The 13,430-nt window shown below is 57.4% G+C and carries 12 protein-coding genes; 8 read left to right on the plus strand and 4 right to left on the minus strand.

Annotation, left to right across the window (positions count from 1 at the left end; all coding sequences use genetic code 11):
• Positions 1–499 precede the first annotated feature (499 nt).
• From QMG93_RS08560 to murQ, 3 genes are all read right to left on the minus strand, one after another.
• Entirely contained in the window at positions 500–1,459 is a 960-nt protein-coding gene (locus QMG93_RS08560) for an ROK family protein (protein ID WP_281935396.1), read from the minus strand.
• Positions 1,452–2,417 (minus strand): DUF4434 domain-containing protein, encoded by a 966-nt coding sequence (locus QMG93_RS08565; protein ID WP_281935398.1) that lies wholly within the window; start codon positions 2,415–2,417, stop codon positions 1,452–1,454. The genes QMG93_RS08560 and QMG93_RS08565 overlap by 8 nt, the downstream gene beginning before the upstream one ends.
• A gap of 77 nt (positions 2,418–2,494) precedes the next feature.
• Positions 2,495–3,412 (minus strand): N-acetylmuramic acid 6-phosphate etherase, encoded by a 918-nt coding sequence (gene murQ / locus QMG93_RS08570; RefSeq protein ID WP_281935400.1) that lies wholly within the window; start codon positions 3,410–3,412, stop codon positions 2,495–2,497.
• A gap of 205 nt (positions 3,413–3,617) precedes the next feature.
• Between murQ and QMG93_RS08575 the strand changes: the two genes are divergently transcribed.
• From QMG93_RS08575 to QMG93_RS08610, 8 genes are all read left to right on the plus strand, one after another.
• Positions 3,618–4,748, plus strand: coding sequence for a mandelate racemase/muconate lactonizing enzyme family protein (locus QMG93_RS08575; RefSeq protein ID WP_281935401.1), 1,131 nt, complete (start codon positions 3,618–3,620; stop codon positions 4,746–4,748).
• A gap of 109 nt (positions 4,749–4,857) precedes the next feature.
• Positions 4,858–5,652 carry a M55 family metallopeptidase gene (locus tag QMG93_RS08580; RefSeq protein WP_281935402.1) on the plus strand — a complete coding sequence of 265 codons (795 nt, stop codon included), beginning with the start codon at positions 4,858–4,860 and terminating at the stop codon, positions 5,650–5,652.
• A gap of 36 nt (positions 5,653–5,688) precedes the next feature.
• Positions 5,689–6,549 (plus strand): MurR/RpiR family transcriptional regulator, encoded by an 861-nt coding sequence (locus QMG93_RS08585; RefSeq protein ID WP_010495463.1) that lies wholly within the window; start codon positions 5,689–5,691, stop codon positions 6,547–6,549.
• A gap of 186 nt (positions 6,550–6,735) precedes the next feature.
• A complete protein-coding gene (locus QMG93_RS08590; RefSeq protein WP_281935406.1) occupies positions 6,736–8,082 on the plus strand; it encodes an ABC transporter substrate-binding protein in 1,347 nt (448 codons plus the stop codon).
• A gap of 64 nt (positions 8,083–8,146) precedes the next feature.
• Positions 8,147–9,076, plus strand: a complete 930-nt coding sequence (locus tag QMG93_RS08595; protein ID WP_281935407.1) for a carbohydrate ABC transporter permease — start codon at positions 8,147–8,149, stop codon at positions 9,074–9,076.
• Positions 9,076–9,957, plus strand: a complete 882-nt coding sequence (locus QMG93_RS08600; protein WP_281935409.1) for a carbohydrate ABC transporter permease — start codon at positions 9,076–9,078, stop codon at positions 9,955–9,957. The genes QMG93_RS08595 and QMG93_RS08600 overlap by 1 nt, the downstream gene beginning before the upstream one ends.
• A 65-nt stretch (positions 9,958–10,022) precedes the next feature.
• Complete coding sequence (locus QMG93_RS08605; RefSeq protein ID WP_281935411.1) at positions 10,023–11,771, plus strand: DUF4855 domain-containing protein; 1,749 nt, start codon at positions 10,023–10,025, stop codon at positions 11,769–11,771.
• A gap of 28 nt (positions 11,772–11,799) precedes the next feature.
• Positions 11,800–12,816: a zinc-dependent alcohol dehydrogenase gene (locus tag QMG93_RS08610; RefSeq protein WP_281935413.1), complete on the plus strand. Its 1,017-nt coding sequence runs from the start codon at positions 11,800–11,802 to the stop codon at positions 12,814–12,816.
• A gap of 312 nt (positions 12,817–13,128) precedes the next feature.
• On the opposite strand, the gene QMG93_RS08615 is transcribed toward QMG93_RS08610, so the two are convergent.
• Positions 13,129–13,425 carry a spore coat protein gene (locus QMG93_RS08615; RefSeq protein ID WP_281935415.1) on the minus strand — a complete coding sequence of 99 codons (297 nt, stop codon included), beginning with the start codon at positions 13,423–13,425 and terminating at the stop codon, positions 13,129–13,131.
• Positions 13,426–13,430 lie beyond the last annotated feature (5 nt).

The following is a 13,430-nucleotide window of genomic DNA, read 5'->3' on the forward strand; positions in this document are numbered from 1 at the left end:
CAACACGAAACGGACCAACAAAAAGTTGGTCCGTCAAAGGCCGAAAATAAAGGAACAGCGGTGCGTTATTGGGAGCGTTAGAACGATTGTGAGAGCATAGAGGAACGCAGGTGCTTTAAGCATGTCGAAAAAAGTTATACTCCTTCAGGATGGCGGCAATAAGTGATCACAGGTGCCCTACTACGATTAGACAAGCCAATTTAGGTGGAATAACGCATGCCAGTTCCTCTAAATATTCAGAGGGGTTAGAAAGGTTGAGAAATGCAGCTTCTGCAAGCACCGCATCAACCAGTCGAGCCATCTCATGTCAACTACAGCTGAGGTTCCGGCTTCTCCAAAGGATGAGAAGGGAATGCTCCCTTATTCATCCAAGCGGAGTAGGTCAATCGTGCGGCCCTTCTTCAACGAGGCGGAGTAGGGCCAAAAGTGCTGCCGTTCTCCATCCAAGCGTAAGCAGCGGTGCAACGGCTCCGGCCCAGTCTTCTTCGTTCAAGCATCCTTAGACGTCCGCGTCCGGTCCGGCGCTGCCGCTCAGCCGGTCCCATGCAAGCTTGGCGGCCCCGGCGACGCCCGCGGCGTTCCCGAGCTCGGCCGCAACGATAGGCGTTTCATGGTATACCGGCATGGCGCATTCACGGACGATCCGGCGGATCCGTCCCAGCAGCGCGTCGCCTTGGGCGGTGACGGCTCCGCCGAGCACGATCGCCTGCGGATTCAGCACATGCGCGAGGCTGATAAGTCCGGCCGCCGTATATTCGGCGTATCGCTCGATGACAGCCGGCGCGGCAAGATGTCCTGCCGCCGCCAGGTCAAAAATCGATTTGGCGCCGTCCGGCAGCTCTTCGCTGCGAAGTCCCGCTTCGGCTGCGAGCCGAAGCAGCGCCGTTACCGAAGCGTACTGCTCGTAGCAGCCGGACAAGCCGCAGTTGCAGGGCTGGCCTCCCCAAGCGATAACCATATGGCCGAAGCCCCCGGCAAAGCCGCTGCCGCCGTAGTCCGGCCGTCCATCGATAATGCGCGATCCGCCGACACCGGTACCCAGCGTGACGCAGATGAAGTCGCGGTACGGCCGTCCGGCCCCGAGCCAGGCTTCGCCGACGGCCATCGCGTGCGCGTCGTTCGCGACGGCGACCGGTAGAGAGGAAGCCTGCTCCAAGGCTTCGCGCAGCTGCAGGCCGGTCCAGCCCGGCAGGTTCGGCGTCGCATAGGCAACCCGGCCGCTCAGCGGCTCGACGTAGCCGGCTGTGCCGACGCCGATGCCCGCAGGCATCAGACCGGCCGATGCGGCGTGCGCCCGGAAATCTTCGATGATGGCGTGCAGCCTGCCCAGCAGCGCATCGCGTCCTTGCTCTGCTTGAGTCGGGGTAACTGTATGCTTCAGCACCTCGCCGCTATCGTCTACAATTCCCGCTTTGATGTTCGTACCGCCCAAATCAATACCCAAAACAACCTTACGCATGAGACGAACGCTCCTTACCAGGCGTACGCAGACCATTCCGGTCCAGAAACGCCATATAATCTTCGTACAGCTTGACGGACGATTCATGCCCCGCGTGAACCGGACTGCCGGGCTTGTTCATCATACCCAGATATTGATAGCCGAGCACTTTGTCTACCCAAGGCGATACGGTTCGCAGCTGACGCTCAATCCGTTCGAAGGTGGGAGGGTAGAGCACCTTCCCTTGAAAACGAAATAACTCCACGTCCGCCCAAAGCGGCTTGCCCGCCCGGTCATGCGCTTCCCGCAAGGAGGCGAACGTTCGCTTCGCTTCCTCATGGGTGGTCCGGTTGACGCCGAGCTCGTCCTGATAGGCGATATAATCGACCTCCAGCGAACGAAGCTGCGCGACGAAGCGTTCGTCGGCTTTTACCGTGCGGGTGCCGTATGGCGCGATCAGCACCTTGCTCGGGCCGTGCTTGCGGCACCGATTGGCCAGATCGTTCGCATACGCGATATAGTTGTCCGGAAAATATTCGCGGATGGCCGCTTCCACCGGGAAGTACCATCCGGCAAAGGAAGGATGGTGGCCGTATTTCTCCGCCAGCTCCTTCGCGACATCGATGCGCAGGCGGGAATAATCGCCATCGAGCGACAACCGACCCATAATCGGCGTCGTGAAGAAGCCGAGCCCGAGGTACAGCGAGACGTTCAGCTTATCTCCTGCAGCCAGCACCGCTTCGAGCGGATCTTGGCAGACGGTATCCCAGCGCCAAGGCATCACTTCCGACGGATAGAACGCTTTGCCGTACAGCGCTACGCTGAGCAGGACGAAGGTATCCATGCCGGCTTCTGCCATTTCCGTCATTTTCAGTTCCCAGTCGTGAGCTGTGAACTGCTGGGTCGCCGCATTCCAGGTGTCGCCTTCATACGGATTGCAATGGTAAAAATCGAACCACGTGCCCGTGATCGGTTTCATCGGCGGTTCCTCGCTTTGCTTGAGATAGGGGGTAGACTTTATAGCCTCGTAAAAACGCTCGCCGCTCCGCGCACGAATCACGCTTCCTCCCGCGCAAGCCGGAGCGCCTCCCGCACGCTGCCGCCCGCCTGCCGCAGCAGGCGGCTTGCCCGTCCGGCATCCGTAGCCGGACCGAGCAGCATAACGATGGCGGTCTTCACATCGCCTCCCGTCTGCCGCAGCGTGTGCGCCGCCATCTCCGGCTTGACGCCGGTCGCCATCTCGACGATTCGCTCCGCCCGGCGCAGCAGCTTGCCGTTCGTCGGCTGCATATCAACCATCAGGTTGCCGTAAACCTTGCCGAGGCGAATCATCGTTACGGTGCTGAGCATGTTCAGCACCAGCTTCTGCGCCGTACCCGCCTTCAAGCGGGTGGAGCCGGTGACGACCTCCGGTCCGACGGGCACTTCGATAGCGGTGTCGGCCAGCGCGCCGATTAGCGAGCCGCGAACGCAGCTCACGGCAACGGTGGCGGCGCCGACCTCGCGCGCGTAGCGCAATGCGCCGGCGACATACGGCGTCCGGCCGCTGGCGGCGATGCCGACGACGACGTCCCGCGGCGAGAGCCCGCGGGCTTCAAGATCCGCCGCGCCGCCTTCGGCGCGGTCCTCGGCAGCTTCGTCGGCCTGCAGCATGCCGCTTCCTCCGGCCATGACAGCCTGCACGAGGTCGGGCGGGGTGCCGAAGGTCGGCGGACATTCGTAGGCATCAAGGAGCCCAAGCCTGCCGCTCGTTCCTGCCCCGACATAGAACAGCCTGCCGCCATCGCGGATCGCTTCCACAATAACGTCCACCGCAGCGGCGATGTCGGCCAGACTTTCTCCGACATGACCGGGCACTGACCGGTCGGCTTCATTCATATAGCGGACCAAGTCCGCCGTTGTCATTAAATCCAGCTCGGGAGCTTGCGGGTCCCGGGTTTCGGTTTCGAGCCGGTCCGTCTCGTGCGCGTTCATAGGTCACCTGCCATCGGGTTCGATTTGAAAAAAAGCTCCTTAAATGAACTTCAGTATGGAGATCAATTCCATTATATAAGGAGAAAATGCTTTCCGTAAACCTTTTTTCGGAGGAAAATTCCTCATCTTTTCAAAAAAATGAAGATAATCTCTATCTCGTATAGTATAATGGAACTAGTACTCGCGAACATAGGAGGTTCCTGTCATGATCTGCATTTCCGCCATTGACGTATTCCCGCTCCGCCTCCCAATGAAGCAATCGTTTCGGATCTCCCAAGGAACGGTCGGCGCCGTATCCGCCGGAGCGCCGCATGTCTATGTCCGCATCACGGGAGACAATGGCGTCGAAGGATGGGGGGAAGCTCGCCCGAGTCCCCGTTGGAGCTACGAAACGCCCGAATCCGTATGCAGCGCGGTTTCCGATTACCTGAGGCCGGTGCTGCTCGGTCAGCGCGCTGACGACTTGCCGGCCGTTCATCGGATGATGAACCGCGAGCTCGCAGGAAGCCTTCACCCGGGCCAGCCGATCGCCAAGGCGGCTGTGGATACCGCGCTTCACGATCTGATCGCCCGCAGCTACGGTCTGCCGGTAGCGGCACTATGGCAGTCGGGTTCTTCGCACCCGGTCCGCTTGTCTTATCTGATCAGCACCGACAGTCCGGAGGAAGCTTCTCGCAAAGCGCGGGAGGCCGTGGCCGAAGGCTACACCGGCGTCGATGTCAAAATCGGGCTGAATCCGGCGAATGATCTGGATATCGTCGCGGCGGTGAAGCAGGAAGCGCCGAAGTTATTTTTCCGCGTGGATGCGAATCAGGCATATTGCCTGACTCAGGCGGTTCAACTGGCCAAAGGCCTCGAACGTATCGGCGTCGACGTGCTTGAGCAGCCGCTGCCGGCCAACCAGCTTCATGCTCATGCCGAGCTGCGCCGCAAAGTGTCCATCCCGATTGCGCTGGACGAGAGCGTCTGGTCGCCAAGCGGCGTCCTGGAAGCTCTGCGGAGCGAAGCTTGCGATATCATCGTTATCAAGCTGACGAAAATGGGCGGCTTCCGCGGCGCCAAGCTGTGCGGAGAGATCGCCCGGGAGAGCGGGCTCGGCTTGCTCGGTGGCGGGCTGACGGAGTCGAAGCTGGGGCTTGTCGCCTCGGCGCACCTGTTCCGTTATTTGGAGCTGACAGACCCGGTCGACCTGAACGGGCCGATGTTCCTGAAGGACGACGCCGTCGAAGGAGATTGGCCGATTCGCAGCGGCGAAGTCGTCCTGCCGGAAGGACCAGGGATCGGCTGCTGCATCTCGGAAAGCAAGCTGCAGGACTACGCAGCCGACGCTACGTAAGCCGGGCAAACTCCGTCTGGCCGCCCGTCGTACAGTGCCGCAAAGAGTACGGGGATCGCATATTGAAACGTAACCAGCCGTTATCACGACCTGCAAAGGGGAGCAACGCATGAAATTTTATGTCAGCTGCGATATGGAAGGGATTGCCGGTGTGACGCTGAGGGAACAACTGGTAAGAGTGGAGCCGCTGTACGAAGAGGCTCGGCGGCTACTCACACTGGAGACGAATGCCGTGACGGATGCGCTGCTGGATGCGGGAGCAACCCGGATTATCGTGAAGGACGCCCACGGAAGCGGCTTTAATTTCATTCCCGAGCTGTTACATCCAGGGGCGGACTACGTGATGGGCGCGACCCGGGTCGAGAACCGTTTTCCCGGTCTCGACAAAACGTTTGACGGCGCGCTGCTGATCGGGTACCATGCGATGGGAGGGACCCCTCTGGCTGTGAGGGACCATACGATGACCTCGCAAGGCTGGCAGTCGCTCCGGCTGAACGGCCGGCCGATCGGCGAGATCGGACTGGATGGGCTGTTGTTCGGCTTGCAGGGTGTCCCGGTGCTGTTCGTCTCCGGCGACGACAAAACGTGTGCGGAAGCCGCAAACGAGCTTCCCGGCGTCGTCGCGTACGAGACGAAGACGGCGCTCGGCCGGCATGCCGCCTTAATGAAAGCGCCGCAGCGGGTACGCAGCGAGCTGCAGGCAGCAGTGCGCAGCGCCATAGAGAACGTTAACTATCCGAAGCCGCTCCGCCTTGACGGGCCGTACGAGCTGACGATTCGTTTTCTTCATACCGAGCAAGCCGATGCGCGCAGATATGACGGAATAACAGCCGAAAGGACGGACGGGCTGACTGCCGTTTACAGATCAGACCATATAACCGGACTGCTGGCAGCAGCCTTCTGAACGATGAAACGAATACGATAAAAAAGGTGGTTAGTTATGAACAAACAGTCAATCGGCGCGAAAGCGCTGCTATGGATCGAAAGCAACTACAACTCGCTGACGAAGGCCGAGAAGAAGGTCGCCGACGTCGTCCTGCAGGATAAAGAAAAAGTCGTGTACAGCTCCGTGACCGACTTGGCCGAGATGGCCGCGACGGGGGAGACGACTGTGCTGCGGTTTTGCCGGAAGCTTGGCTTTCGCGGCTACCAGGAGTTTAAGCTGGCAGTTGCCCAAGACCTTGTCAGTCCGAGCGAGAACGTGCACGGCGCCATTGACGAGAACGACAAGATCGGCGAAATCGCTCAGAAGATTACATCCAGCAACAGCCAGGCGTTGAAAGATACGATGAGCCTGCTGCAGGAAAAAGAACTGCAAAAAACGGTCGATGCGCTGCTATCGAAAAAACGGATTTTCTTTTTCGGCGTCGGGTCGTCCGGCGTGACGGCCATGGACGCGCAGCACCGCTTCATGCGGCTGGGCTTTCAAGCCTTCTGCGCGAACGATGCCCATATCATCACGATGAACTGCGCTTTGACGGGGCCGGACGACGTGGTGGTCGGAATTTCGACGTCGGGAAGCACGAAGGATCTGGTCGATGCCGTTCGGATCGCGAACGAAAATGGCGCCACGATCGTCTGCTTGACGAACCACGCCCGCTCGCCGATTACTCAATACGCCGACGCCGTGCTCCTTGCTTCGTCGAAGGAAACGCCGCTGCAAGGAGGGGCTTTTGCTTCCAAGCTTGCACAGATTCATGTACTTGATATTTTATCGACCATTGTGGCACTGCGGCGCAAAGCGGAAGCATTCCAAGCGATCGAGAAAACCGCCAAATCCGTCGTCGACAAGCTGTATTAGAAAATAAATTCGTAAAAATAAATAAAAAAGGAGGAAGTCTCCACCCGAATGTTGTATAGTCTAGTTAGAGGACAGCATGAAGGGGGGATTTTCTTTTTTTTCGGCTATCCGGTCTTAACCATAGAAAAAAATAAACAAACATCGGAGTAGAGAGAGCCACCTGAGACACGATGGAGGTGGCACAAAATGAAAGCGTTTCACAAAACGGGTGTCGCAGCATTTTCCCTTATCTTGGCCTCGATAGCCGGGCTGGCCGGATGCTCCGGGGGAATGGCGAAGCCGCAAGGCGATGGCGCGGGCAAGACCGATGCCGCAGGCGGCAAGCCGAAGGATAAGGTGGAGATCACCTTCTGGCACGTGTGGACCGATAAAGACGCCGGTCCGATTACCGCGCGGGTCGATGCGTTCAACAAGAGCCAGGACCGCATTACGGTCAAGGTGCTGGGCAACCAGGATGCGACGAAGCAGCTCACGGCGATTTCCGGCGGCAATCCGCCCGACGTCGCGCTGACGTACTGGAACAATATCGGCCCGTGGGCGCATGCCGGCGCGGTGCTGCCGCTTGCCGATCACCTCAAGAAGAGCAAGCTCGATACTGCGAACTTTATTCCGGCGGCTTTGGAACGGATGAAGGTGAACGATCAATATTACGCACTGCCGTTCACGGTCAGTATGGCCAGCACGCTGATGTACAACAAGAAAGCGTTCCAGGATGCGGGCATCGCGAAGCCGCCGGAAACGCTCGAAGAGCTGTTCGATACCGCCAAAAAGCTGACCAAGCGCGAAAACGGCGCGATCTCGCAAATCGGCTTCATTCCGGATTATCCGTGGATCGATAACGTGTTCTGGCCGATTATTTTCGGCGGCGGCTGGGTGGATGCGAACGGGAAAATAACTGCCAACCAGGAAGCGAATGTCAAGGCGATCGCCTACCAGCGCAAATTTTACGAGGAGTTCGGAATGGACCAGATCGGCAAATTCCGCTCCGGTATGGGACAGCGGGGGACGCCGAACGATCCGCTGCTCACCGGCAAGCTGGCGATGATGATCGGCTGGGAGTACAACTTCCCCGACGAACGGAAGCCGGATGGCCCGATCGGCATCGCTCCGTTCCCGTATCCATCGGACCGGCCCGATTTGAAAGGCTCCGGGATGGTCGGACCTCGCGCGGTGTTCATTCCGAAGAAGGCGAAGCATCCGGAAGAAGCGTGGGAGTTCATGCAGTATTTGATCGGTCAGGAATCGCAAGTGGAATTCTCCATCGAATCGAAGACGATTCCGAGCTGGCTCCCGGCGCTCGACGATCCGAAGCTGCGCAAGAACGAGAAGCTGGCCATGATGCTTGATTTCTATGACAGGGCGAAAAGCAAAACGCTGCAAGGGTTCCCGAACAGCGTCTACATTAACGAATATTTGCAGGCGCTGACCGAAGAGACGGAAAAAGCGCTGAAAGGGCAGGCGACGCCGCAGGAAGCGATGGACCGTGTCGTGACGAAAATCCAGCCGCTTGCGGACAAGGCGAAGAGCAAATAACAGGGCGCCGGAGGAGGAGCCTTCCCTCTTTCGAAAAACCTGACACGAAGGGAGTGAGGCCGCAATGGCTCGCGCCGCTGCCGCAACGGCCGGATTCCGTCACCGGAGGAATAAAGCGTTATGGACGGGATTACTATTTATCAGCCCGTGGATTGCCGGATTTCTTTTGTTTCAACTCTACCCAATTGCGATGTCGTTTTATTATAGCTTGTCAGAATATAACTTGTTTTCCAAGCCCGAATGGGTAGGTCTGCAAAATTACAAGAATTTGTTCGCGGACAGCAAGTTTTATTTGTCCATGTACAATACGGTTTACATCACCGTGTTCGGCCTGCTGCCGCATCTGGCGTTCGCGCTCGGCATGGCGATGCTCCTGAACATGAGCGTGCGCGGACAGTCGCTGTACCGCACGATCTACTTCCTGCCGACGCTGGTGCCTGCCGTAGCCAGCTCCTTGCTGTGGATGTGGCTGCTCAACGCGCAGTACGGGCTCGTGAACAAGCTGCTGGCCGCCCTCGGCCTGGTCGAGCCGAACTGGCTCGTCGACCCGATGTGGACGAAGCCCGCTTTGGTGCTGATGGGCTTCTGGGGCACCGGCACGCAGACGGTGATGTACTTGGCGGCGCTGCAGGACGTGCCCAAGGTATTCTATGAAGCCGCCGAAATCGACGGCGCCGGCCGGTGGAGCCGCTTCCGCCACATCACGCTGCCGGCTATTTCTCCGATGACGCTGTTTTTGCTGATCAACGGTCTTATTAACTCGTTTCAGTTTTTCACGCAGGGGCTCATTTTTGCGGAAGCGTCCCAATCGGTGGGTGGGCCGGAAAACTCTATGCTATTCTACGCGATTTATTTGTACCAAACCGCTTTTTCGTTCCTGAACATGGGGTACGCCTCCAGCATGGCGTGGATTTTGTGCGCGATCGTGCTCGGTTTGACGCTGCTTATTTTCCGCTCGTCCGCCCGTTGGGTGTATTATGGAGGTGAGAAATAATGGCGCAAACGATGATCGGCCGCTCCGGCTCGGGGACAGGGGTCCGGAGAAAGCCGGGAATGCGCTACGTTCGCAAAACCGTGCTGCCGCATATCGGCTTGGCGCTCGCTGGCCTGCTGTTTTTGGCCCCGTTCGCATGGCTGTTCATTACTTCCATCAAGTCGGAACAGGAGATTTTCGCGATCCCGACGGTCTGGTGGCCCGACAAAATCCAATGGCTGAATTACGTGCAGGCGGTTCAGACGATTCCCTTCATTCAGTATACGCTCAACACCGTGTTTGTCTGCGTGCTGTCTGCGGTCGGGCAGCTGTTCGCTTCGCCTTTGGTGGCGTACGGCTTCTCGCGGATCGCGTTCCGCGGGCGCGACTTCTTGTTTTTCGTCATGATGGGGACGATGATTTTGCCGTTTCAGGTGACGATGGTGCCGATCTACGTCATGTTTAACCAGATGAACATGCTCGATTCGTATTGGCCGCTTATTTTGCCGAACTTTTTCGGCGCCGCCTATTATATTTTCCTGCTTCGCCAGTTTTTTATGAACATTCCATACGAGCTCACGGAATCGGCCAAAATCGACGGAGCGTCCGAGTTCCGCATTTATTGGCAGGTGATTCTGCCTTTGTCCCGGCCGGCGCTGTACACCGTAGCGCTGCTTACGTTCCTGCACGCTTGGGGCGATTTCCTGGGACCGCTCATTTACTTGAACGACCCGGAGAAATGGACGCTGTCCGTCGGCCTCCGGTCGTTTATCGGAGAATACAAAGTTTCATGGGGCCTTCTGATGGCCGCTTCAACGCTCTTCACGGTCCCGATTATCGCACTGTATTTCTTCGTGCAGAAGCAGTTCATTCAAGGCATTACGCTGACAGGCTTTAAGTGAGACAGAGCATCCGGGAAATGAACATAAATGATTCGATTCCAATTCACCCATCTGGAGGAAAGCAAATGAAAAAACGATCCAACGTTACGGCAGCCATTCTGTCTTTGGCATTGGCCGGGGGGATGGTCATCCCCGCTGCGGGCGCATCCGCAGAACAAACAGCACAGGCTACCGCACCTGTGGAAAATTTGGCTTTGAACAAGCCGTATACGTTCGAACCCCCGTATCCACGGGATTCGCATTTCGGACCGAAGGAAGACGCTTATCCGGACGATACGGGCAAGCAGCTGACGGACGGCGTTTTCGGCGGGCTATCCTTTTCCGAGAAAGCGTATGTCGGCAAGCTGTGGCAGGGCTACCGCACCTTTAAGCTTGATCTGGGCGAGCCGGTAACGATCCAGGACATTAAGGTCAGTACGCTGCAGGATTTGCCGAGCGGGATCTTTTTCCCGGACGAAATCTCGTACTCGATCTCGGAGAACGGCAGCACGTGGCAGCATCTCGGGAAAGTAAAAAGCGCGCTGCCGACGACGGAAAAAGGCCCCGTGAAGCAAACGATCGCCAAAACCGGCGTCAATACGGTCGCCCGCTACGTCTATATCGACATTCCGGCGGAATCCTGGCTGTTCGTCGATGAGATCGAGGTCATGGGCACGCGCGACAAGTCGGGCAGCAAGCTGAAGCCGAACAAAGCGCCGAAGCCGGATCAAGGGTATCCTCGTCCGGGCTCAAAGCAGACGGGAGGCATTCGCGATGAAGTGCTCATTTATACCGGGGAATGGCAGTACCAGCCGAGCGACTGGGTTTCGTTCAAGAAAGAGGACTTCAAGCCGTACGTTTCTTATGTGGATCAAGACATGAAGCGCAAGGACTTTATGTTCGACGGCTTCTTATTTTTGCCGCTCCCTGCTTTGTTAGACGGCACCAATTACGGTTCGGCGGGGAAGCCGACGAACAAAGGTCACTTTGAAAAGTTTCTTGACCGCGTGTTCCGCGACGATTACGAGCTGGGGGCGCTGAACGAAGCGGTGAAGGAAGCGAAGGCGGATATGCCGAGAAGGAAATACGAGGCGAAGGTCGTTATCGCAATCCCGTATCCGCGTACGGATCAGAGCGATTTCGGCGATGTAGACGGCGACGGCATCAGCGAGAACTTGAACGTCAAGGAGGTCGGGGAAGCGGAAGCTACGAAGAACCGGCTTAAGGTGACCAAGTGGTACGTCGACGAGGTATACAAGCGCTGGAACGCGAAAAATTACTCCGACCTGAAGCTTGTCTCGTTCTATTGGTACAATGAATACATTGGGCATCAGTTAAGCGCGATGGAGCATGAGGTGGTGAAGCAGACCGGCGATTATGTCCGCTCCAAAGGCGCGACGTTCCAATGGATTCCGTATTATTTCGCCCGGGGCTGGAACGATTGGAAAGAAAACGGATTCGATGCGGCAGCCATGCAGCCGAACTATTATTTCCATTCTGATGCCAACGTCGACCGGATGAGCACGATCGCTCAAGCCGCTTATGATAACGGCATGGGCGTCGAGATCGAGCTGAGCGACGCGGCGCTGACGGACGAGAAGCTGCGTAACCGCTACTACGCATACTTGGACGCAGGAAAAGAACACAAGTTTATGAACAAATCGTACAACGTGTTCTATCAGCAGGTGAAAACGCTCTGGAAGGCTGCACAATCCAAGACGCCAATTGAGCGCGAAGTGTACGACCGCACGTATCGGTATATTAAAGGCAAGTATAAAGTAACGAATCCGCAAGAACTTCAAGCGTTAGAGCAGGAAGAGCAGGACGCGGAGTAACGAAATCGAAGAAAAAGGGGAATGAAGCATGAAGACGATCGTCACTTGCCAAGGCGAGGTGCGCCTCGAAAACCGGCCTGAGCCATCTGTAAAGGAGCATCCCAAGCGCGTCCTGGTGAAGGTGAATTACTCTTCGATCAGTCCGGGAACGGAGCTCGGCCTGCTGGCGAATCCGGCCATCCCGGACGGCTTCGCGCTCGGCTACAGCGCCGCCGGTACCGTGCTGGAGGTCGGCAGCGCCGTGGAGGGGCTGAAGCCGGGCGATTTCGTCGCCTGCTACGGCGGACCTTACGTTTATCATGCGGAGCTGTTGTCCGTGCCGGAGATGCTGTGCGCGAAGCTGAGCGGTCCCGAATCGCTGCCGACGGCTTCGTTCGCCGGGCTCGGCTCCGTCGCCGTGCACAGCACGCGCAGGCTGGCCCGCCAGTTCGGCGAGACCGTCTGGGTCGCCGGACTCGGCGTGCTCGGTCTGCTGATCGCGCAGCTTGGTGACCGAGCAAACTACCGGGTTTTCGCCACGGATATGAAGGACGAACGGCTGCAGCTTGCGACCGCGTGCGGCATTGGCGACGTTCACCGTGCCGACGATCCGCTGCTTGCCGAGCGGATTGCCGCTTATACGGAAGGTCACGGCTTCGACAGCATCGCCTTGTGTGCGCACGCCACGTCCTCGCAGCTCATCGAGTCGTGCATGCAGCATCTGGCGTTTCGCGGCAATTTTGCTTTGATCGGCAACGTGCCGATTCAGTTCTCACGCGATCTGTTTTTCGCGAAGGAAGCGGATTTCGTCATTGCCCGGGGAGGCGGTCCGGGGCGATATGATCGCCAATACGAGGAAGAGGGGCTGGATTATCCGAAATCGTACGTCCGTTGGACGGAAGGGCGCAATATGCAAGAATTCGTCCGCAACGTGGAAAGCGGGCGTCTGGCGATCCGGCCGATGATCACGCACGAATTCGCGCTGGCTGATGCCGTCGAGGCGTATGAGGTGCTGAAGCGTGAAGCGTCCTCGGCGCTTGGCGTGCTGATTCGCTACGATTCATAGAGAGGTGAAAGAGGATTCCGTGGAATTTTACGGGAATTCTCTTTGGCTTGTTGAGAAAATGGTCAATTGAAGTGATAGAGGTTACGAGAGGGTGGGGTATCCACTTCCGACCACTGTTGTCCTCGGGAAATTTGATTAGAAGCCGCTTGTTAGCGGACATTTCCCGAAGACAAAGGTGGCCGCTATCGCTTCTACAGTGGATACCCCACCTGCGTATGTATCTCTATTCATTTATAATGACCACTTTCCTCCATAAGTTCAGGATTCCCGAGATATTCTATGGGAATCCTCTTTTTATTAGAGGCAAGGGGATCAGGTCGGCAAGTTTAACGCCGTTTGAATATTTGTCCGATCCAGCTCGATTTGTTCGGGAATATGATACGGGCGGTAATACCCTCTGCGCATCATGTAATTCGTGATCTCCTCGTGGGTGGAGATCGCTTCGTCCAGCTGCTTGCGCAGGACGGTTTTGATATCGGGACTGGCGGTTTCCGTAAGCGCGACGGCATAGTTTTGAATGCCCGTTTTGGCGGCGATTAGGAAATCCATAGCAATCACTTGATCGGTCATCGTGCCCATACCGGTTAAATTTTTGATTAGCGTGTTCATGCGTC

The organism is Paenibacillus tyrphae, assembly GCF_027925525.1.
GTDB classification, from domain to species: Bacteria; Bacillota; Bacilli; order Paenibacillales; family NBRC-103111; genus Paenibacillus_G; species Paenibacillus_G tyrfis_B.